Genomic DNA, 22,932 nt, shown 5'->3' with positions numbered 1-22,932 from the left:
TTTTTTTTAGTTCAGAGCTTCTTTCAGAGCTTTTGCAAGCTGATCCGGGCAGGATGTTGGTTTGAAGCCACAACGAATCCCTTCCATTCTGCTGATAGCTTCTTTGGCATCCATGCCTTCTACCAGTCTGGCAACGCCCTGTGTATTACCGGAGCAGCCGCCCTGGAATTTTACATCATGAACTTTTCCTGCATCGTCGATCTCAAATGAAATGGCGCTTGAACAGACACCAGATGTTTTATATACCATAATCTTAACCTCCTGAGTTCAGTTATTGTAAATAATAACAATATATTTTTCCAATAAGTATACCAGAAAAGGACAAAGCGGACAAGTCTGCCGCAGATTTTCCAGAGGAATTCCCCGTGAAGCAAAAAAAGTTTCCATATAAACGCAACATTTGCTATAATAGACTATGCTATTCACAATCAGGGATGATAACAGATTACAGTGCCCGGCTTTTCAGAAAAAGGGTACGATGATAAAGGAGATTACAATATTATGAGATGTATTGGTATTATAGGAGCAATGGAAGTTGAAGTAGCAAGTCTCAAAGAACAGATGAAAGATATTCAGGTGACACGTAAGGCTTCCATGGAATTTTATTCAGGTATTATCGAAGGAAAAAACGTAGTTGTTGTCCGTTCTGGAATTGGTAAGGTCAATGCAGCAGTCTGCACACAGATTCTGATCGATGATTTCAAAGCAGAAGTAGTGATCAACACCGGTATCGCAGGAAGTCTGAATGCAGACATCAACATTGGAGATATCGTTGTTTCCACAGATCTGATCCATCATGATATGAATGCCGTTGCATTTGGTTATCCGGTTGGACAGATTCCGCAGATGGAAGCTTTTTCTTTCCACAGTGATGATGCACTTCGCGCACTTGCAGTAAAAGCATGCAAAGAAGCAAATCCTGATATCGAAGTATTCGAGGGACGCATTGCATCCGGTGACCAGTTTGTGGCAGACCAGGGTGTCAAAGATTTTATTACAAAAGAATTTGGAGCATACGCTGTTGAAATGGAAGGCGCGGCAATCGCACAGGCAGCATATCTGAACAATGTACCTTTCCTTGTGATCCGTGCAATTTCTGACAAAGCAGATGGAAGTGCAGAGATGGATTATCCGACATTCGAAGCGCAGGCAGCAGAGCACAGTTTCAAGCTGACACTCCGCATTCTGAAAGACATTCAGGGCTGAAGCGCACACTTGAAAAGATTCTGCATAGAATGTTATAGATGATGACGAAACAGGAGCCTGTCCATGTATTATGACAAGTTTCTTCCATTTTATATGACGTATGCAGATTCTTCTCTTTACAGCAGAGAGAGAATACAGGAGCAGGAATTTGCTCTGATGAAATCTTATTATCCGGAAACTGCCCGCAAAATTCAGGAAAAAGTTGAAGAAGAATGTCAGCTTATGGATTATGAGGGAAGCAGACTTTATGATGAGCATCCGGACAAATTTATGATGCATCGGCTTTACAGGCAGATACGTTCTCAGGTAGACGGAGAAATGGCAGCGCAGGAGATTTCTGATGAATTTCTGGATGAACTGATCCAGGTGCTTTTGTATCAGGAGATTTCCAGGCGACGGTGCAGACGACGCAGATACCGTGGATTCTGACAGTTGAGCGAATAAGAACACTGCAGTTCGTAATGCCGGAATCCGATGGTGTACACAGGGGCATTACAGAGGGATTATGAAAGATTAAATATGATGACATTACAGGAATTTTTGGAAAAACAATTTGATGAAAACCTGATGCTTGCAGTCTTAAGCGGCCAGCGGAGCAAGGAAAAAGAGGCTCCTTCCAAGGTGCGGATCCGCCAGATAGAACTGAAAGGCAGCGTCTGTTATCAGGCATCCTCCACGGTGGGAACCAAGGTCCTTCACTCCAATTACAGCAGAGAAGAAGTGATCGCATATGTGGAACAGAGTCTTCAGGAGGGTGGATTTTCCCAGCTGCAGGTGCAGGGAAGATGCAAAGATGGCAGTGTTCTTGTCAGCAAAAAGGGGAAAGTAACTGTCAAAGTGAAAGAGCATCAGGCGAAAGAGCCTGTTCAGATTCTGGCACACAATCGTGTGAAACAGTATATATTGAAGGAAGGAACTCCGGTTCCATTCCTGGTGGATCTGGGAGTTATGAACAAAGAAGGAAAAATCCATCGTCCGGCTTATGACAAGTTCAAACAGATCAACCGTTTCCTGGAGTTTATTGAGGATATTCTTCCGGCATTGTCCAGGGAGCGGGAGGTCACGATCCTGGATTTTGGATGTGGCAAATCATATCTGACATTTGCCATGTATTATTATCTGAAGGAACTCAAAAAATATGACGTTCATATCATTGGGTTGGGCCTGAAGGAAGATGTGATCCGGAAATGCAATGGACTGGCAGAAAAATACGGATATGAGAAACTGCATTTTCTGTGTGGTGATATTGCGGAATATGAAGGTGTGCAGAAAGTAGATATGGTGGTAACGCTCCATGCATGTGACAAAGCAACCGATTATGCACTTGCTAAAGCGGTTGAGTGGGATGCGCAGGTGATACTGTCTGTTCCATGCTGTCAGCATGAACTGAATGACCAGATTCAGAATAAACTGCTTTCTCCGGTGCTGAAATATGGACTTCTGAAAGAAAGAATGTCTGCACTTCTTACAGACGGAATCCGTGCAGAACTTCTGGAATCGAAGGGATACAGTACGCAGATTCTGGAATTTATTGATATGGAACATACACCGAAGAATCTCCTGATCCGGGCAGTAAAGACAGGCAGATCCCGTTCGGGTGAAGCTTTGAAAGAGATGACGGATGCCATTCATGGTCATCTGACTCTGGAAAAACTTCTCTATCCGGATGGATTTGATGCGAAGGAGGGAGTATGAGAACCATAACAAGATTTTTGAGAAGGTTTTTAATACTTCTGATCGTGTTTGTAATGGGAGTAGCGGGAACTGCTTTTCTCATGAATAATGAGACGACGGATGATCGTTCCGATATGAATAATCCGACGTTGCCGGAAGTAATGGTGGATTTTAACGGTACGCTGGCAAACAGAATGTATGGATATCGCCAGCCGATGGAAGCAGATTTTGTCCGCGACAGTGTAACACCGCTGGATACAACAAAGAAACTTACGATCGCCGTTAATTCTTATGAGGAAAAAATCGAAAGTCTGTCCTATGAAGTGCGTACTTCGGATGGAACCAAGATTGTTGAGAATCGTAAGGTCAAGAGCCTTGACAGCTCAGGATCTGACGGATATCTGCGTGCACAGATCGAGATCAGTTCCGGTCTTTTGATGAATCAGGAGTATTCTCTTCAGATCTCGCTGGATACCAGTGACGGAGAAGCGTATTATTACACAAGAGTAGTTTCCAGGTCTTCGACGAATACGGAGGATTATTTGAAGTTTGCTTCCAGTTTTGCACAGATGTGTATGGATAAAAACGCTGCAGACGGGATTGCGGCCTATCTGGAATCTACAGAATCTTCTTCGACAAATTTTACGGCTGTGACGATACAGTCACCACTTTCTACGATCAGCTGGGGAAATTTAAGTCCGCAGATATCCAAGAAAGGCATTCCGGTCATTAAAGAGATCAATGAGACGACGGCGAGTATTTCGCTGGAATATGAGATAAAGGCAGCCAACGAAAACGGTGGCGCAGAGTATTATAATGTGACGGATTTTTACCGGCTTCGCTATACGGATACCAGAATTATGCTGTTGGATTTTCAGCGAAGCGCAGATCAGGTATTTGATCCTCAGCAGGCAGTGATCACAGATGATGGGCTGCTTCTTGGAGTCCGGGACAAAAATGTCACGATGCTTTCCAATGAAGATGGCAGTGTGACTGCTTTTACGCAGGAAGGTGCCTTGTGGACTTATGCGCCGGATACCGGCAAATTTGTAGATGTCTTTGATTTCCGCAGAAAATCAAACGGAGATTTTCGTGATTCCAGAATGGAACATGATATCAAGCTGCTGGGCATTAATGACAGTGGGGATCTGGATTTCATGGTTTATGGTTATATGAACCGCGGAACATATGAAGGATATTGTGGTGTTGGAATCTACCATTATGACCATGATCAGAATGTTGTAGAGGAACGTGTGTTTATTCCAACGTCAGAATCATTTGAATTCCTGAAATCAGACCTTGGAACGCTGAGCTATGTGAATAAAGATAATCAGCTGTTTCTTTTGCTTGCAGGCAGGCTTTATCAGATCAATATTGATGAAAGCAGTTATGATGTGCTTGCAGATAATATTGATGGAAATCAGTTTGCGGTTTCGGCTACCAATGCACATGCAGCATGGCGGATCAGTGACGGGGATCAGGCTGGTCAGGTAGAATTCATCGATTTTGATACGCTGGAAACAAGAAATGCTACACCGGATGCAGGACAGAGCCTTCGTGTGCTGGGATTTATGAATGAAGATGTGGTCTATGGTATCGTTTTGGACGGTGACAGTCTTACAGATGAAAACGGACATACTACAGATGGAATTACTTCAATCAGAATTGAAGGTTTTGACGGAACAGTCAAAAAGGAGTATCATCAGGATGGATATTATATTACAGATGTGACGGTTGGAAGTACCCTTATGCAGTTTAATCTTTCTGAAAAAACTGGAAGCTCTTATACTGTGAAAAATAAGGACAACATCATGAATAATCAGGCAGCGGCAGCAAAGGTTGTTTCTGCTGAACAGAGCAGTACAACCCGCCAGGGCGTGATCGTCAAGCTGGCATTTGACAACAAACCGGAAACAGACGAACCGTTGATTCTTACTGCAAAGATGAAAAATACAGGGGAAAAAACAGTTCAACTGGATGTTGACAAGAGTCAGATCAGTAATATTTATTATGTATATGCAAAGGGCGGACTGGATAGTACGTGGACAGATCCGGCACAGGCAATTCTCCATGCAGACAGTCTGACAGGTGTGGTTCTGAACCGGGCACAGCAATATGTATGGGAACGTGGAAATATGAAAACACAGCTGACGCTGAATACAGAGGATGTTCCGGAGATCATTCGAAGTGGTTCCTGGGACAAAGACGTTCTGCAGCAGGGACTGGGAGATTCAGGAACGGTGATCGACCTTACCGGATGCAGTTTGGAAAATGTACTCTATGAAATCAGTGCGCAACGTGCGGTTATAGCCAAGACCGGTGCAGATTCCAGTGTAGTGATCGTTGGATACGATCAGTACAATACCTGGCTTCTTGATCCGGCTACAGGCGAAGTAAGTCCTTACGGAATGAACGATAGTACGGCGTTATTCCAGGCAGCAGGAAATGTCTTTATTTCCTATCTTGATAACCAAAAATAAATTTAACAGGAGGACAGGCTTATGTTAAGCAAAAGCATCACGAAACTTGTGCAGTATGGAATGGAAACAGGACTGGTACCGGAGTGTGAAAAAAATTACACCATCAATCTTCTTCTGGATGTATTTCATGAAGACGAATATGTAGAACCGGAAGAGAGCTTTTCTGATGTAGATCTGGAAGAAACTTTAAATGAACTTCTGGATGAAGCCGTAAAGAGAGGACTGATCGAAGACAGTGTTGTGTATCGTGATCTTTTTGATACAAGACTGATGAACTGTCTGATGCCGCGTCCGGCGCAGGTTCAGAAAGAATTCTGGGATAAGTATCAGAACAGTCCGCAGGAAGCTACCGATTACTTCTATAAATTAAGCCAGGACAGCAACTATATTCGCCGCTATCGTGTAAAGAAAGATCAGAAATGGAAAGTAGACAGCCCGTATGGCGAAATTGATATTACCATTAATCTTTCCAAACCGGAAAAAGATCCAAAAGCGATCGCAGCAGCAAAAAATGCGAAAGCAAGCAGCTATCCAAAATGTCTCCTTTGTCCGGAGAATGAAGGATATGCAGGTCGTGTCAATCATCCGGCAAGACAGAATCACAGAATCATTCCGATCACGATCAACGATACACCATGGGGCTTCCAGTATTCTCCATATGTATATTACAATGAGCATTGCATCGTGTTCAACAGCAAGCATACTCCGATGAAGATTGAGAGAAACACCTTTATCAAACTGTTTGATTTCGTAAAACTGTTTCCTCATTATTTCCTGGGATCCAATGCAGATCTTCCGATCGTTGGTGGTTCTATCTTAAGTCATGATCATTTCCAGGGCGGACATTATACATTTGCAATGGCAAAAGCTCCGATTGAGAAGCATGTGACGATTCCGGGATTTGAAGATGTGGAAGCCGGCATTGTCAAATGGCCGCTTTCCGTACTTCGTATCCGCCACAAAGATTCTGCGCGTCTGGTCGATCTGGCAACTCATGTACTGGAAGTATGGAGAGGATATACTGATGAAGCTGCATTTGTTTTTGCAGAGACAGACGAAGAACCGCACAACACGATCACACCGATCGCACGTAAAGCAGGCGATATGTTTGAACTGGATCTGACTCTGAGAAACAACATCACAACAGAGGAAAATCCGCTTGGTGTATATCATCCGCATGCAGAGTATCATCACATTAAGAAAGAAAATATCGGTCTGATCGAAGTTATGGGGCTGGCAGTTCTTCCGGCAAGACTGAAAGAAGAACTGGAGCTTCTGGAAGAATACATTCTGGAAGGAAAAGATATCGCATCCAACGAAAAGATTGAGAAACATGCCGCATGGGCAGCTGAATTTCTTCCGAAATACAAGGATATCAACAAAGAGAATGTTCATGAAATCCTTCAGAAAGAAGTTGGTATTGTATTTACACATGTTCTGGAAGATGCCGGTGTTTACAAATGCACACCGGAAGGCAGAGAAGCATTTATGAGATTCATCGAATCATTATAAAAAAACACATAATATACAAAAGACAGGGACTTAAGGCGCAGAGCTTTGAGTCCCTGTCTGCATATAAAAAGCACAGACGGGACAGTAGCATATTACAGTCCGGAAACAGAACTGTGTTAAAATGACATTATAAGGTATGTTTGGAGAATGTGAAAACAGTGCGAAGGAAATTCCGGCAAAGGAGGCATGGAATGAAGCAAAAATATGTACTTACAGCAGTGGCGGTTGTGGCTGTCGGAGCGGTGGCATTGGGTACGGTCCCGATGTGGGAAGGGATGAATTCTGTGAAACAGGAGGAGACCAGAACGAGTATTATTGAGGAACCGGTAAATACAGAAACAGAAGTAACCGGTACGCCAACGCCTCTTCCGACGACGGCCCCGGTTACTGGAATTTCTCATACGGACAGTTATGAAGATCTTTATGCCCAGGTAAAAGAATGGCAGAATAATTCTTCATACAGTAATGTTCAGCCCCGCATCATGACTGTTGAAGAGTCAGCAGATGCGACAGGGACAGACTCGGCTGTTTCAAATTCCAGTATGGCGGCAACTATGCCGGAAGAACCAATTGACCAGGAATATGGCTTTGATCCATCATCAGAAGGTAAAGATTATTCTACGACCACCGCACAGGAAGAACTGATTGATGAGGCAGATATCGTAAAAACAGATGGCAGCTGTATTTATGCCATGGACAGTAAAGGAACATTGCGTATTGCAGATGCAGCGTCCATGAAATTACTCTGTGAGATTAATGGAGAGAACAGCTCCGATTATAAGGAAATGTATGTGGATGGTAACTGCCTGCAGCTGATCTGTCAGCAGGAAGATTATATAACTTATAAAGGCAGTATAGATCTTCCGTCAGCAAATGCAGGTGGAGAAAAGAATACAGATGGAGTCCGAACCAGTTATAGTATGCCGGTAACTACTGTGACAGTAGAAACCTATGATATCTCAGACAGGGAAAAACCCAAAAAGACAGGCGTTTATCATCAGGATGGAAGTTATCTTTCCTCTCGAAGAACTGACGGAAGAATGTATCTTTTTACATCATATACTCCGGAAGTCGGAGACAGCGCAGATCAGTTACAGTACTATGTGCCAAGGTGCGGAGAAGAGTATATTGACTATGACCATATTTACCTTCCAACACCGGAAAAAGATTTTTCTTATAATGGCAGGATATATCTGGTAGCAGGGGCTGTCGCACAGGAGAATCCGGATCAGGCAACAGATGTTATGGCCGTTGTCAGCAGCGCAAATATTTTTTATGTCAGTGAAAATAATATCTATTCAGCAACAGAAATCTGGAATGACCGGGAAACTCGTACGGAAATTGTACGAATCGGCTACAGAGACGGGAAATTTACCGACGGGGCAGCAGGTTCTGTAGCGGGGGAACTTCACAACAATTTTTCCATGAACGAGGCAGATGACTGTCTTCGCATTGTAACCACTGTTGAAGGCTGGGATAAAGATTATAGTAATTTTTCCAGAAGTAATGGATTATATGTGCTGAATGAGAAACTCAAAACAATTGGAAAGATTGAAGATCTGGCAGAGGGAGAGCAGATAAAGGCTGCACGGTTTATGGGAGATACAGGATATTTTGTCACATATCGAAATACGGATCCTCTTTTTGCAGCAGATCTTTCTGATCCGAAGAACCCCAGGATTATGAGCGAACTGAATATTACCGGATTTTCTGAGTATCTGCATTTCTACGGAGAAAATCAATTGCTGGGAATCGGCTGGGAAACAGATCCGGATACAGGCAATGTGACGGGGATGAAATGTTCTATGTTTGATATTTCCGATCCATCAGATGTCAGAGAAACAGACCGTTTTATATTAAAGGATGTTTCATTTTGTGACGCGCTTTATAATTACCATGCGATTCTTGCAGCTCCGAAGAAAAGTCTGTTCGGGTTTGCTTATGGAAACTATGGAGATAACACTGATGTATATGACAGCAGTGAGAAGTATTATTATGCACTGCTTTCCTATCATGATCAAAATGGATTTGAGCCGCAGATGTATCTGAATATCAATGACAGTGAACTTTTTGCAGGCTCCATGAGTTATCAGGATTATTGCAGAGTACGCGGCGTGTATATCGGAGATATGTTTTATCTGGTAACAGAGAAGGGAATTGTTTCTTATAATATACAGAAGGATTATGAACAGACCGGAACCCTTAAATGGGAAGCTTAAACGCAATAAAACCATGTTTCTCCTGTATTTACTCCTTGCAGTAATCCAACGAATAGTCTATACTAGAAAGCAATTGGATGAGAATGAAGACAGAGAGGTATAGATTATGAAGCTCACAACTGTAAAAGAAATTTATAAAAACAGAGAAGAATACTTGAATAGGGAAGTAACTGTAGGAGGATGGGTACGAAGCGTACGTGGTTCCAAGGCATTTGGTTTTATCGTACTTCATGATGGTACTTTTTTTGAGACACTGCAGGTTGTATATCACGACAATATGCCGAATTTTGCCGAGATCAGCAAGCTGAATGTAGGCGCTGCTATTATCGTCAGGGGAACTCTGGTTCCGACACCGGAAGCAAAACAGCCGTTTGAAATTCAGGCTGATGAAGTACAGGTAGAAGGCGCATCTGCACCGGATTATCCGCTTCAGAAGAAACGTCATACTCTGGAATACCTGAGAACCATGACACATTTGAGACCGAGAACAAACACTTTCCAGGCGGTATTTCGTGTACGTTCCCTTTGTGCATACGCGATCCACAAATTCTTCCAGGAAAGAGGTTTCGTATATGTACACACACCGCTGATCACAGGAAGTGACTGCGAGGGTGCGGGAGAGATGTTCCAGGTTACTACACTGGATATGAAGAATCCTCCGCTGAATGAAGACGGTACTGTAGATTACAGTCAGGATTTCTTCGGCAAAGAGACTAATCTTACAGTAAGTGGTCAGCTGAACGGTGAGACTTATGCACAGGCATTCCGTAATATTTATACATTCGGACCGACTTTCCGTGCAGAGAACTCCAATACAACACGTCATGCTGCTGAGTTCTGGATGATCGAGCCGGAATGTGCATTTGCCGATCTGGATGACAATATGGATCTTGCAGAGGACATGCTGAAATACGTGATCCGTTATGTGCTGGAGAATGCTCCGGAGGAGATGAACTTCTTCAATTCCTTTATCGACAAAGGACTTCTGGATCGCCTGAACCATGTAGTGGATTCTGAGTTTGGTCATGTGACTTATACAGAAGCAATTGAACTTCTGGAGAAAAACAATGACAAATTCGATTACAAAGTATTCTGGGGATGCGACCTTCAGACAGAGCATGAGCGTTATCTGACAGAAGAAATCTTCAAGAAACCTGTATTTGTGACAGATTATCCGAAGGAGATCAAGGCATTCTACATGAAACAGAACGAGGATGGCAAGACAGTTGCTGCCATGGACTGTCTGGTACCTGGAATCGGTGAGATCATTGGTGGAAGCCAGAGAGAGGATGATTACGATAAGCTGAAAGCACGTATGGATGAGCTGGGACTGAAAGCAGAAGACTATCAGTTCTATATGGATCTCCGTAAATATGGTTCCACGCGTCATTCAGGATTTGGACTGGGATTTGAACGCTGCGTAATGTATCTGACAGGTATGGGCAATATCCGTGACGTAATTCCATTCCCAAGAACAGTTAACAACTGCGATTTATAATAAGGAGTAGTTTTTGCATGATTAGATTTATTCATCTTTCAGATGTACATCTGGGGGCAGTCCCTGACCGGGGCTGTCCGTGGAGTCATGAGAGGGAAGAAGAAATCTGGGAAACATTCCGCCGGGTCATTGTGGGTATCCGCAAGAATCCGGTGGATTTGTTGTTTATAGCCGGTGACCTTTTTCATCGTCAGCCTCTTCTCAGGGAACTGAGAGAAGTTGACGATTTGTTTGCGTCTATACCGGATACCAGAGTTTTTCTGATGGCAGGAGATCATGACTATATAAAAGAAGATTCGTTTTACAGAAATTTTGTCTGGTCACGGAATGTAACCTTTTTTGACAGGGAACAGCAGTCCTGTGTGGAGATCGCGGACAAACAGATTTTTGTATATGGGCTGAGTTATGAGCATCCGGAGATCCGTACACCATTATATGATGAATGGAAGCCGCAAAATAAGCCTGGCTTTCATGTACTGCTCGCACATGGCGGCGAAGTCGGATATTGTCCGATGGATTTTACAAGGCTGGCAGCGGCAGGATTTGATTATATAGCGCTCGGGCATTCTCATAAACCACATACAGTATGTCGCGATAAGATTGTCTATGCAGGTGCACTGGAACCACAGGATCGAAATGACGTCGGAAAGCATGGATATATAGAAGGGGAATTTGATGGGGAAACCGTTAAGCTGAAATTACGCCCCTTTGCTCTTCGTTCTTATCAGAACCTGGTCCTTGCGGTAGATCAGAATACCACACAGTATGCATTGGAAGATATGCTTCGGAAGGAAGTTATGAAGCGGGGCGGAAGAAATATATATCGTCTGATCATTAAGGGAAAACTTTCTCCGGATAATGTCCTCCTGCCGGAACGCCTTCACGGACTGGGAAATATTGTGGAGATCATGGATGAATCAAGACCTGCGTATCAGTTGGAAAGCCTGTATCGCCAGTACAGGGGGACTCTGATCGGGGACTATATCAAAACTTTTTTAAAGAGAGATCTGACAGTAGTGGAGAAAAAAGCACTCTACTATGGACTTCAGGCACTTTTGACTACAAAAGTCCTGACCAGTGACAGGAAAAGAATATGAAGATCAAGCAAATTGAAATTAAAGATTTTGGAAGTATTTACAGGCAGACGATTGCTTTTTCTCCGGACATGAATGTACTGTACACGGAGAAAGAACGAACAAGAAGAGAAATCCAGGCTTTTATAGAGAGTATGCTGTTTGGAAGGACGGATGTTCCTTATGCAGGGGTACTCTGGTTTGAGAGTGGCGGGCGCAACTACCGGCTGACACGAGATCTTCACAGAGAAGAACCTTACAGTGAACTTCTCTGTGAAGAGAGTGGAGAGCTTCTTGATGCGGACCATATCAGTGAGGAAAAAATGGCACTGGGTATCAGTGAAGCTGTATATGAGAATGCAATCTGTATTTCTCCATTGAAAGGTAATACCGGGGCAGAAATCGTACGTGAAGTGCAGAAGCAGATGACTGGCTTTCAGACAACGGGAGACTGCTCTGTGGATCTGGGTAAAACCTCCCAGAGGATCAAGATGACAAGAAAAGGTTACCAGGTGCAGGTGGAACGCCGCAAAAAGGCAGACCAGCTGGCAAAAGAAAAAATTTCCGCACAGATTAAAAGCATACGCAGAGAGATCCGTGATACTGAGGAACAGAAGAATCAGCTTGGAGAACAGGAAGATGTGCTTCGCATGAATGAAGAAAGTAACGGATATCATCTTCTTGACGAACGAATCGGGGCACTGGAAACAAGAAATCAGGCACAGATCGCGGGAATGTGTATGACTGCATTTCTGGCACTGGCAGGGGCGTTACTTCTGGCACTGGAGGCAGGAAGTACGATTCCGGCGGTACTGGTAGGAGTTGCCGGTGTTTTGGCGTTTATTGCAGAGCTGAATTTTGAAATGCGTACAGTACGTGAACTGGAAAAACGCAAAAGAATGAAGTCCAGATGGATCGCAAGACAGAATAAGCTGGAAGGCGGCCGCAGCAGTCTGGAGGAAGAATTACGTGAAAAAAATATGGAACTTTCCAATCTGACAGAAGAACTTCGTGAAATGGAAGAGTATGCGTATCTGCCTCTGATGGAAGAAGTTGAGATCGATGCGCTGAATCTGGCAATGGATACGATTGATAAACTGTCGGAACAGATGTATCGTCAGACAGGAAACAGACTGGTGAGGACGATGTCGGAGACTCTCAGAGGAATTACCGGTGGTACCTGTCATGAGCTGATGGTTGATGATGAATTTCATATCAGCGTTGATACAGGGAAAGAAGTACTGCCGATTGAAAATCTGCGTCTGATCATGGTTGAACAGATTTATCTTGCGATGAGACTGGCCGCAGGAGAGCTTCTGTGTGGAGCAGAAAAGCTTCCGGTCATCTTTGATGAAATGTTCTGCGCCTTTGATCCGAAAAGGCTGGAAACAGCTGTTTTATGGATTACAGGGTCTGGGCGTCAGGTGATCATAAGTACAAGCAAAAAACAGGAATTGGATGTGTTACAGAAAACAGGACTTTCTGTCAATGAGATTTCTTTATGACTGAGAAGAGAATAAAAAACACCCTGCAGATTTTTCTGCAGGGTGTTTTGCATTGTGCTGTGAAGAAGTGACAGAATTTATTTGTCATACTGAGCCATGTAATTATTGACGCATTTTTTGATTCTGTCTGCAGGGTTGAGCAGATGGCTGACAGACATATCATGATTCAGTGTATCGATGATCAGAGCAATATATTTACTCAGGTCGCAGCTGATATAGTAGTCTCTTGCGAGAAGTTCCGGATCCTGATAAACAAGGTTTGTAGTAAGCAGTTTATCAAAGGTTCCTTTTGCGTATGCTGCGTCGAATTTTTCCATTCCCTCTGTGAAGAGTCCGAAAGTTGTGCAGATAAAGATCTTGCCGGCACCACGTTTTTTCAGAAGAGATGCAATTTCCAGAATACTGCTTCCTGAGGAAATCATATCATCGATCAGGATAACATCCTTGCCTTCAAGTTTTGGACCGAGGAATTCATAGGCTGCGATCGGGTGACGGCCTTTAACTACTTTGGTGTAGTCAAGACGTCTGTAGTACATACCCATATCTACGCCGAGAACGTTTGCAAGGTAGATCGCTCTGCGCATGCTTCCTTCGTCCGGGCTGATGATCATGAAGTGATCATTGTCAATATGAAGACCTTCTACATTTTTGAGGAGAGCCTTGATGAACTGATAGGACGGCTGGATAGTTTCGAAACCATGCAGTGGAGTTGCGTTCTGTACACGTGAATCATGAGCATCGAATGTAATGATGTTTTCTACACCCATTTTTGTCAGTTCCTGGAGTGCGGATGCACAGTCAAGGGATTCACGTCCGATACGTTTGCTCTGGCGGCTCTCATAGAGATATGGCATGATGACATTGACTCTGCGGGCTTTGCCGCCGACTGCAGCGATGGCACGTTTCAGATCCTGAAAATGATCGTCAGGTGACATCATGTTGGTGTATCCGCTGATCGTGTAGTTGATACTGTGATTGCAGACATCAACCATAACATAAATATCGTCACCACGTACAGATTCACTGATCTCGCCTTTTCCTTCACCGGAACCGAAACGAGGGGTTTTGACATTGATGATATAGGAATCACGCTGATATCCTTCAAAAGCGCAGGTGCCTAATTCAGGATTCTCACGCTCTTTTCTCCATTTTACAAGCCATTCATTTACTTTTTCGCCAAGGGGGCGGCAGCTATCGAGGGGAATAAGCCCCAGCCTTCCTACAGGAAGTGTTGTCAGTTCCTTGTTGTTTAACTGTGCCATCGTTTATTTTCCTCCTAAAAATATTTTCTGTATTCGGATGTCTTTGCCGATAAGCTTCAGCATCTGGTAATTACTTGCTATCCGGGAAAAAGTTCTCTCGGAATAGGTGGCTGAAAAATCTTCAAGTTTCAGATTCGTAGATATGATCGTGGATTTACGACGGGAAATACGTTCGTTAATACACAAAAATAACTGCGAGGAGACAAAACTGTTGGTAAGCTCTGTCCCAAGATCATCTATGATCAGAAGATCACAGTCAAGGATAAAATCATCACCCGGGTCTGTTTCGGATTTTCTGGAAAAAGCTGTCTGAGCCAGACGGTCAAACAGATCAAATGCAGAAAAATACAGAACACAGTGTGCGGTTTTGAGAAGCTCGCTGGCAATACAGTGAGAGAGAAAGGTCTTGCCTACTCCGGTGCTGCCGTACAGAAACAGGTTCTGTGCGCGCTTGTCAAAATCATCTACAAAGTTCCGAGCAGTATTATAAGCCCGTTTTGCTGTTTCGCGGGCTGTTAATCCGGTTGCTTCGTTCTTCATTGTATCAGAATACCAGTCAAAAGAAAAGTGTTCAAAGTTCTCTTTTTTGAGAATCTCTTTCAGATTTGACTGTGTGTACAGTAATTCGACCTCGGATTTTTTGAAACAGGAACATTTTTGTCCGTCAACATAGCCAGTATCCTGACAGAGTGGACAGAAATAATGAGGTTCCAGATAATCATCAGAAAATCCGTTGCTGCGAAGAAGTGTACGGCGTTCCTGAGCCAGAGCGGCCACGTCTTTTTTGAGATCTTCTACAGTATCGGATTCGCCCAGCAGAAGAGAACGGGCTTTTCTGGCACTCAAGGCTGCAACCTCCTGATCAATCTCCAGCAGGCGTGGAACACGGATAAATGCTTCTTTGCGGCGTTCTTCCAGATCATGCTGCACCTGGGACTGACGCCGGCTGTATTCTCTCATAATAATATCATACTGAAAATTCTGTAAAGCCACGGTACTCTCCTTTACTGGGTTACTGTTCACTTCGTTCACGGTAACTTTACTGGTTCAATAGATGCTTCTCATATTCGTCGAAGTTGTATTCTCGCTGCTGGAAGTTATTGAAACGGTTATTGGAAGGCTGTGCAGGTTTGGAGGATGCTGCTTTCCGGTCCTGACGGCGTTTCTTGTGTTCGGTATCCAGAGTATGGATGTCATCGATCGTATGTACATCTTTCTTTTTCCAGCCTTCCAGAATCTTGTCTGTATACTGGAAGCTGGCCTGACCTGTCTGAAGGACAGTACGGTTGCAGGCTTCCTGGATGACCTCCATGGAAAAGCCATAGGTTCGAAGCCAGGTGTCCATCAGTGTGATCTCTGTCTCTACGGGATTGCGGTTGGTGATTCCGAGAGCCTTGAGAATAGAAAAATAGTCTTTATTATATCGGGAGCCGGACTGCTTGGCTTCTTCCACAGAGGTAATCCCCTCCTCAGCCCAGGCAAGAGCCACCTTCTCGATGTAGCGGATGCTCTTGTGATTGTGGCCCACGCAATATTCAATCAGATATTCGATCAGGTCAGCAGACATGCCAAGGCCATCATAGAAGAAAAGCATCTTTTGAATTTCTGTAGGTGAAAGTGTTTTGCCAAGATATTGTTCGGCTACATAAAGAAGCTGGATGATATCTTCGTTTTGTTTCAGTTCATTTACACGGTCCGGAGTAAGTGCTTCTGTACGGACAACAGGCTGGTCCTTCGGCTGTTCGGAAGTAACGGAAATCTCATCCTGCACGGCATCCGTCGGACAGGAAGGAGCTACAGGAGTGAGAAGAGAAATTCCGCAAAGCTTATTATTGTCTGTGAAATCAAGAGTAAGAAGCTGCTGTTTGGCCCAGTATTTCAGTGCACGGAGAATATCTCTCTCGGTGCAGAGAAGACGGTCTGCCATCTGCTCCAGACTGAAAGAAACCGGAGCACTGGAAAGTGCACGTAAAAGGTAGATATATACTTTTACAAACTCTCCATTAGCTTCCGGCATATAATTATCAATAAATGTGTTCGATAAGATCGTAACCTCCGGGAGGGAGGCATTATGTAATGTGATCATTGCCATGAAATATCGCTCACTTTCCGATGCTGTTCATTTCATCAGGATATTACCTGTGAACAGTTATGACTTTTCCGCAATAATGCGGCTGTTTTGGAACACTTGGATTATAGCACAACATTTTTCAAATGAGAATAGGCGATTTTTTTACAGAGGATTTCCACAAATGAATGTGGATAATGTGGATAATGTGGAAAGTACATGGAGGATAAAATTATGTGCAACCGCGAAAAATGGCGAAATTTCGTATATTATCGCAAAAAATATGAAAAATCGACAAAATATTATGTGAACCAGTTTTGCATAAAAAATCCACATGCCATACGCATATAAAAATGTGTATAAACATGTGGATAATGTGGATAACTTATTTGCCAAGGAGCTGTTCACCAATATTTACAACGTCTCCGGCGCCCATAGTTATCAACAGGTCGCCCTGTGTACAATTTTCTAATAAAAAGTTTTCAATCTCGTCGAAGGTCGGGAAGTATTCACATGGAGTACCGAGTTCGACGATTTTTTCCTGCAGATTTCTGGAAGAAATGCCAAGATTATCCGTTTCACGTGCAGCATAGATATCAGCCAGTACGACGTGATCTGCAAGGGTAAGAGCTTTGGCAAATTCCGGAAGAAGGGCTTTGGTACGTGTATAAGTATGAGGCTGGAATACACACCAGATCTTCTTATGTGGATAATTTTTGGCTGCGTGAAGGGTGGCTTCAATCTCTGTCGGATGATGCGCATAATCATCAATGATCGTTACATCGCCAATTTTGCCTTTATACTGGAATCTGCGGTCTGTACCGCCGAAATCTTTCAGACCATCAAAGATCACTTCTGTAGACAGGTCAAGAAGCTGTCCTGCAGCGATAGATGCCAGAGCATTGGATACATTGTGAATGCCAGGCACTTTCAGAGAACATGTGCCCAGGTCTTCTCCGTTGTGAAGAACATGGAAGGTTGCATGGCCAAGTTCGTCATAAGTAATGTCTGTGGCTGTGTATTCAGCATCGTGTTCCAGACCGTAGGTGATCACTTTACATGGAAGATTTTCTGTGATCATTTCGTATTTTGGTGTATCTGCATTAATGATGAGAGCACCTTCTGCCGGGAGAAGTTCTGCAAATTTGCGGAAGGAATGACGGATATCATCAATATCTTTGAAGAAATCAAGATGATCCGCATCAATATTCAGAATGATCCCGATGGTTGGGAAAAAGCTCAGGAAGCTGTTGGTATATTCGCATGCTTCTGTCAGGAAGGTTTCAGACTGTCCAACACGGATATTACCGCCGATTGCAGGCAGGATACCGCCTACACTGATGGTCGGGTCACATTCACCTTTGAGAAGAATGTGAGAAAGCATGGATGTGGTCGTGGTTTTGCCATGTGTTCCGGCAACTGCGATGGAAGTATCATAGTTGCGCATGATCTGACCAAGAAGTTGCGCTCTGGTCAGCATCGGAATGCCTTTTTCTTTTGCACATGCAAATTCCGGGTTATCCGGGTGAATAGCTGCTGTATAGACAACCACCTGAACAGAATCGGAAATATTGGAGGCGCGCTGACCATAGTAAATTTTCGCACCTTTGCTTTCCAGAAGACTGGTCAGAGGGCTTTTTTTGGAATCAGAACCGGAAATTGTAAAACCTTCTTCAAGAAGAATTTCAGCCAGTCCACTCATACTGATGCCGCCGATACCAATGAAATGGATGGAGAGCGGTTTATGAAAGTCTATCTGATACATAATAAAAATCTCCTTATCTTTAATGTTTTTATTATACCTCTGTCAGATAAAAATGAAAAGTGTTACTTTTTATGAGAACAATGTGCAAATATACCAATATAATAGAAAAATAATTGTGCAAAACACACATAAAAAGCACTACGCTATTTTTGCGAGGTAAAAAAACGTGTGCAAAAAATATAAAAAACAGAAGAAAAAAACAAAAAAATTGTAAATTATGTTCACGGATGCGAAAAAGTATGATATAATGGAAAATCATAACATACAAGAGGTGATTGCGAGATGATGAAAAAAGAAATGATCGCCATGCTTCTGGCGGGTGGTCAGGGCAGCAGACTGGGAGTACTGACACAAAAGGTTGCGAAACCTGCAGTCGCTTTTGGCGGTAAATACCGCATTATTGATTTTCCATTAAGTAACTGTATTAATTCTGGTATCGACACAGTTGGTGTACTGACACAGTATCAGCCGTTGCGTCTGAATACGCATATCGGAATTGGTATTCCGTGGGATCTGGATCGAAATGAGGGCGGTGTTACGGTACTTCCTCCATATGAGAAGAGTACAAACAGTGAATGGTATACAGGAACCGCTAATGCGATCTTTCAGAATCTGGATTACATGCAGCAGTACAATCCGGATTATGTATTGATTCTGTCAGGTGACCATATTTATAAAATGGATTATGAAGTGATGCTGAATTATCATAAGGCAAACAAGGCAGATGTCACGATTGCCTGTATGCCGGTTCCGATGGAGGAAGCCAGCCGTTTCGGCATCATGGTAACTGATGGATCAGGGCGTGTGACAGAATTTGAAGAGAAACCGGAGAAACCAAGCAGTAATCTTGCTTCCATGGGAATTTACATATTTAGCTGGCCGGTACTCAAAGAGGCACTGATCGCGCTGAAAGATCAGAGCAACTGTGATTTTGGAAAACATATTCTTCCTTATTGTAAAGAGAACGGACAGAGACTGTTCGCATATGAATACAATGGCTACTGGAAAGATGTGGGAACACTTGGATCTTACTGGGAGGCCAATATGGAGTTGATCGATATCATACCGGAGTTCAACCTTTATGAAGAATTCTGGAAGATCTACACCAAGGGTGATATCATTCCACCGCAGTATATTGCAGAAGATGCCGTGACAGACCAGTGCATTATCGGCGAAGGTGCGGAAATCTATGGCGAAGTTCATCATTCAGTGATCGGACCAAATGTAGTGATCGGTAAGGGCACTGTGGTACGCGATTCGATCATTATGAGAAATACAGTGATCGGAGAAGATTCCGTTCTGGATAAAGCAATCGTGGCAGAGAATGTTACGGTTGGCAATCATGTAACACTTGGATGTGGCGAAGAAGCAGAAAATGTGCTGAAGCCGGCTGTATATGCATTCGGACTTGCGACTGTGGGAGAACAGAGCGTAATTCCGGATAACGTTAAAATAGGAAGAAATACTGCAATATCCGGAGTGACAGCGACAGAAGATTATCCGGGAGAAATCCTGGAAAGTGGACAGATCATTAAAGCAAAGGATGGTGAGCAGGCATGAGAGCAATTGGAATTATTCTGGCCGGCGGAAATAACAACCGCATGAGAGAACTGTCGGACAAGAGGGCGATTGCAGCGATGCCTGTTGCAGGAAGTTATCGAAGCATCGATTTTGCCCTGAGCAACATGGCAAATTCCCATGTTCAGAAAGTTGCAGTTCTGACGCAGTACAATGCAAGATCGTTAAATGAACATTTGAGTTCCTCAAAATGGTGGGATTTTGGAAGAAAGCAGGGAGGTCTGTTTGTATTCACTCCTACGATTACCAAGAATAACAGCTTATGGTATCAGGGAACAGCAGATGCCATTTATCAGAATATTGATTTTTTGAAAAAGAGTCATGAACCTTATGCAATCATTGCATCCGGTGACTGTGTGTATAAGATGGACTATAATAAAGTCCTTGAATATCATATTGCGAAACGGGCAGATATTACAGTTGTCTGCACAACATGCCGGGACCAGAAAGAGGTAGAGCGCTTTGGTGTGCTTCGTATGAATGACGATGGCAGAATCGTGGAGTTCGAAGAGAAACCGATCGTTTCTTCTTATAATACAATATCAACAGGTATTTACGTTGTAAGAAGAAGGCTGCTGATCGAACTGATCGAGCGGGCTGCACAGGAAGGCAGACATGATTTTGTAAATGACATTCTGATCCGTTACAAAAACCTGAAACGAATTTATGGTTATAAGACAGAGGATTACTGGAGTAATATTTCTGATGCAGAAGCTTATTATCGTACCAATATGGCATTTCTGCAGCCGGAGATCCGTAATTATTTCTTCAGACAGGAACCGGGAATCAAAACAAAGATCGACGATCTTCCGCCGGCCAAGTATAATCCTGGGGCAGAGGTGAAGAACAGTCTTGTTGCGAGTGGCTGCATTATCAATGGTACAGTAGAGAATTCAGTACTGTTCAAGAGTGTATATGTCGGCAATAATTGTGTGATAAGGAATTCAGTGATCCTTAATGATGTGTATATCGGAGATAACACTGTCATAGAGAACTGTATTGTTGAGAGCCGGGATACGATTCGGGCGAATTCCAGCTATAAAGGCGAAGACGGAAAAGTCAGGATCGTTGTTGAAAAAAATGAACGCTATGGATTATAATTGCTGAAGACAGCAGCTTGTAATCTGTAAAATAAAGAAATGCGTATGAAAATGAAAGGGGCAGGCACGATGAATATTACAGACGTACGTGTGAGAAAAGTTGCGAAGGAAGGAAAGATGAAGGCGGTCGTTTCGATTACGATTGATGAAGAATTTGTAGTTCATGATATCAAAGTAATTGAAGGCGAGAAGGGACTGTTTATTGCAATGCCGAGCCGCAAAGCTACAGATGGTGAATACAGAGACATTGCGCATCCGATCAATTCCCGTACCAGAGATAGGATCCAGACACTGATTCTTGAAAAGTATCAGGAAATGCTGGATGCAGAACCGGAAGAGGAACTGGAAGAAGCAGTTGAATAAATACAGTGGCTGCAGACAGATCAGCCGATTTTTGAATCTCTAAATAAGAATTAATAAGATCCGGGGACATGGGATAAATCCTGTGTTCCTGGATCTTTTATGTTTCTGGAAAAATATGTAAAAAATGAAATGATTCTGTAATAATTTAGAATTTTGGAGGCAAAATCTACTGGATTTCAGGGTATAAAAATGTGAAATGTTACATGAATGTTACAAAAATGAAATGAAAGTATTGATTATTTGTGAGAATGTGTTATACTTAACCTACAAAATATTTAAGAGGTGTTTTTATGAAGAGTAAGAAAGTTCTTTCACTGCTGTTGGCATGTGCAGTGACCGTATCTATGGGAACAACCGTATTTGCTTCCACAGAAGATCAGATTGCAGCTGCACAGGCACAGAAGCAGGAAGCACAGGCAGGACTTGCGCAGGCCCAGGCGAATATCAGCGGGCTGGAAAGCAAGAAACAGGAACTGGAGTCCTACCTTGCAGAACTGAATTCCCAATATAATGAACTTACAGACAGTATTTCACAGCTCAGCATTGAGGCTGCCGAGAAAGAAGAGGAGCTTAAGAATGTAAAGGCTCAGCTTGAAGTGGCAAAGCAGAATGCACAGGATCAGTACGAGGCAATGAAGATTCGTATCCAGTACATGTACGAGCATGGTGGAAGTACTATGCTTGAAATGCTTCTGTCATCTGACAATCTTTCTGATTTTATGAATCAGGCAAACAATGTGGCTACAATTTCTACATATGACAGAAACATGCTGAAGAAATATGAGGAGACACAGGAAGCAATCAAGACTCAGGAAACTCAGGTCGAAGAAGAGTCTGCTTTTATTGGAAATCTTCTTACGGAGAAAAGCTCTAAGCAGCAGGAAGTACAGAATCTGGTGGCATCGACCAGTGACAATATCAATTCCTATGTAAACCAGATCAGTGCAAGTCAGGAAGAAGCAGATGCTCTTATGGCTCAGGTGAACAGTGCAGACAGTAGTATTTCACAGCTGATGGAAGAGGCTGAACAGGAAAAAGCTGCTGAAGCTGCAGCGGCAGAAGCAGCAGCCGCACAGGAAACAGCAGAAGCTGCACAGGATGAAAATACAGATGAAGAAACAGATGAAGAAACAGATGTAGTGGATGAATCTGGATATACTTCAGAAGCACAGGATACTTCTTCCGGCAGTGAAGATACCACATATACAGAGGATACATCTTCAACGGACAGCAGTGATTACTCCGAAGATACATCTTCAGACAGTGCAACAGCTGAAGAGACGAGCAGTAGTTCTTCTGATACAAGTTCTTCAGAGACCAGCTCTTCCAGTCAGGGAACTTACCTTGGTAATTTTAAACTGACAGGATACTGTAACTGCGCACAGTGCTGCGGAACAGCTGGAAATGCAACCGCAAGTGGTACAACACCAGTGGCAGGACGTACTGTTGCAATGGCAGGGGTACCGTTTGGAACCAAACTTCTGATCAATGGAAATGTTTATACAGTAGAAGATCTCGGAACTCCTTATGGCCATGTTGACATTTACTGTAGCAGTCACAGTGAGGCACTGAGTTTTGGATTACAGTATGCGGATGTATACCAGTTAAATTAAATATAAGAATAATAAA

General features: G+C 43.3%; 18 protein-coding genes. 13 read left to right on the top strand and 5 right to left on the bottom strand.

Annotated features, from left to right (window positions below; translation table 11 throughout):
- Window positions 1-6: 6 nt before the first annotated feature.
- Window positions 7-249, bottom strand: coding sequence for a TIGR03905 family TSCPD domain-containing protein (locus LI112_RS05095; RefSeq protein ID WP_005425932.1), 243 nt, complete (start codon window positions 247-249; stop codon window positions 7-9).
- Between the two features lie 252 nt (window positions 250-501).
- Between LI112_RS05095 and LI112_RS05090 the strand changes: the two genes are divergently transcribed.
- The 9 genes from LI112_RS05090 to LI112_RS05050 all read left to right on the top strand — a co-directional run bounded on the left by LI112_RS05090 (window position 502) and on the right by LI112_RS05050 (window position 13,167).
- Window positions 502-1,206, top strand: a complete 705-nt coding sequence (locus LI112_RS05090; protein ID WP_055056977.1) for a 5'-methylthioadenosine/adenosylhomocysteine nucleosidase — start codon at window positions 502-504, stop codon at window positions 1,204-1,206.
- A gap of 63 nt (window positions 1,207-1,269) precedes the next feature.
- The gene (locus LI112_RS05085; protein ID WP_227190323.1) at window positions 1,270-1,635 is read left to right on the top strand and encodes a hypothetical protein; all 366 of its coding nucleotides are present in this window, start codon (window positions 1,270-1,272) and stop codon (window positions 1,633-1,635) included.
- Window positions 1,636-1,725: 90 nt separating this feature from the next.
- Window positions 1,726-2,901, top strand: coding sequence for an SAM-dependent methyltransferase (locus LI112_RS05080; protein WP_227190322.1), 1,176 nt, complete (start codon window positions 1,726-1,728; stop codon window positions 2,899-2,901).
- Window positions 2,898-5,360: a hypothetical protein gene (locus tag LI112_RS05075; protein WP_227190321.1), complete on the top strand. Its 2,463-nt coding sequence runs from the start codon at window positions 2,898-2,900 to the stop codon at window positions 5,358-5,360. The genes LI112_RS05080 and LI112_RS05075 overlap by 4 nt, the downstream gene beginning before the upstream one ends.
- Window positions 5,361-5,381: 21 nt before the next feature.
- Window positions 5,382-6,872, top strand: coding sequence for a UDP-glucose--hexose-1-phosphate uridylyltransferase (galT, locus tag LI112_RS05070; protein ID WP_117753850.1), 1,491 nt, complete (start codon window positions 5,382-5,384; stop codon window positions 6,870-6,872).
- 191 nt (window positions 6,873-7,063) lie between these two features.
- Window positions 7,064-9,091, top strand: coding sequence for a beta-propeller domain-containing protein (locus LI112_RS05065; protein ID WP_173898479.1), 2,028 nt, complete (start codon window positions 7,064-7,066; stop codon window positions 9,089-9,091).
- Between the two features lie 106 nt (window positions 9,092-9,197).
- Window positions 9,198-10,589 (top strand): asparagine--tRNA ligase, encoded by a 1,392-nt coding sequence (asnS, locus tag LI112_RS05060; protein WP_138343911.1) that lies wholly within the window; start codon window positions 9,198-9,200, stop codon window positions 10,587-10,589.
- 17 nt (window positions 10,590-10,606) lie between these two features.
- On the top strand, window positions 10,607-11,686 hold the full coding sequence (locus LI112_RS05055) for a DNA repair exonuclease (RefSeq protein WP_117753852.1): 1,080 nt from the start codon (window positions 10,607-10,609) through the stop codon (window positions 11,684-11,686).
- Window positions 11,683-13,167 (top strand): ATP-binding protein, encoded by a 1,485-nt coding sequence (locus tag LI112_RS05050; protein WP_119200966.1) that lies wholly within the window; start codon window positions 11,683-11,685, stop codon window positions 13,165-13,167. Before LI112_RS05055 ends, LI112_RS05050 begins: the two co-directional genes overlap by 4 nt.
- Window positions 13,168-13,244: 77 nt before the next feature.
- On the opposite strand, the gene LI112_RS05045 is transcribed toward LI112_RS05050, so the two are convergent.
- The 4 genes from LI112_RS05045 to murC all read right to left on the bottom strand — a co-directional run bounded on the left by LI112_RS05045 (window position 13,245) and on the right by murC (window position 18,262).
- Window positions 13,245-14,429, bottom strand: coding sequence for a ribose-phosphate pyrophosphokinase (locus LI112_RS05045; protein ID WP_022388550.1), 1,185 nt, complete (start codon window positions 14,427-14,429; stop codon window positions 13,245-13,247).
- A gap of 3 nt (window positions 14,430-14,432) precedes the next feature.
- The gene (locus tag LI112_RS05040) at window positions 14,433-15,422 is read right to left on the bottom strand and encodes an ATP-binding protein (RefSeq protein WP_022388551.1); all 990 of its coding nucleotides are present in this window, start codon (window positions 15,420-15,422) and stop codon (window positions 14,433-14,435) included.
- Window positions 15,423-15,468: 46 nt separating this feature from the next.
- Window positions 15,469-16,521, bottom strand: coding sequence for a DnaD domain protein (locus tag LI112_RS05035; protein ID WP_022388552.1), 1,053 nt, complete (start codon window positions 16,519-16,521; stop codon window positions 15,469-15,471).
- 361 nt (window positions 16,522-16,882) lie between these two features.
- A complete protein-coding gene (murC, locus tag LI112_RS05030) occupies window positions 16,883-18,262 on the bottom strand; it encodes a UDP-N-acetylmuramate--L-alanine ligase (protein ID WP_022388554.1) in 1,380 nt (459 codons plus the stop codon).
- A gap of 282 nt (window positions 18,263-18,544) precedes the next feature.
- On the opposite strand from murC, the gene LI112_RS05025 reads away from it, so the two are divergent.
- The 4 genes from LI112_RS05025 to LI112_RS05010 all read left to right on the top strand — a co-directional run bounded on the left by LI112_RS05025 (window position 18,545) and on the right by LI112_RS05010 (window position 22,916).
- A complete protein-coding gene (locus LI112_RS05025; RefSeq protein ID WP_173904791.1) occupies window positions 18,545-19,822 on the top strand; it encodes a glucose-1-phosphate adenylyltransferase in 1,278 nt (425 codons plus the stop codon).
- On the top strand, window positions 19,819-20,940 hold the full coding sequence (glgD, locus tag LI112_RS05020) for a glucose-1-phosphate adenylyltransferase subunit GlgD (RefSeq protein ID WP_022388556.1): 1,122 nt from the start codon (window positions 19,819-19,821) through the stop codon (window positions 20,938-20,940). The genes LI112_RS05025 and glgD overlap by 4 nt, the downstream gene beginning before the upstream one ends.
- A gap of 69 nt (window positions 20,941-21,009) precedes the next feature.
- Entirely contained in the window at window positions 21,010-21,303 is a 294-nt protein-coding gene (gene spoVG / locus LI112_RS05015; RefSeq protein ID WP_022388557.1) for a septation regulator SpoVG, read from the top strand.
- Window positions 21,304-21,593: 290 nt separating this feature from the next.
- Entirely contained in the window at window positions 21,594-22,916 is a 1,323-nt protein-coding gene (locus LI112_RS05010) for a hypothetical protein (protein ID WP_227190320.1), read from the top strand.
- The last annotated feature ends 16 nt before the right edge of the window (window positions 22,917-22,932 follow it).

This window comes from Blautia sp. 210820-DFI.6.14 (assembly GCF_020558815.1).
Taxonomy (GTDB): Bacteria; Bacillota; Clostridia; order Lachnospirales; family Lachnospiraceae; genus Blautia_A; species Blautia_A obeum.
The sequence above is the reverse complement of the archived record's forward strand: the minus strand, read 5'-3'. Positions and strand labels throughout refer to the sequence as shown.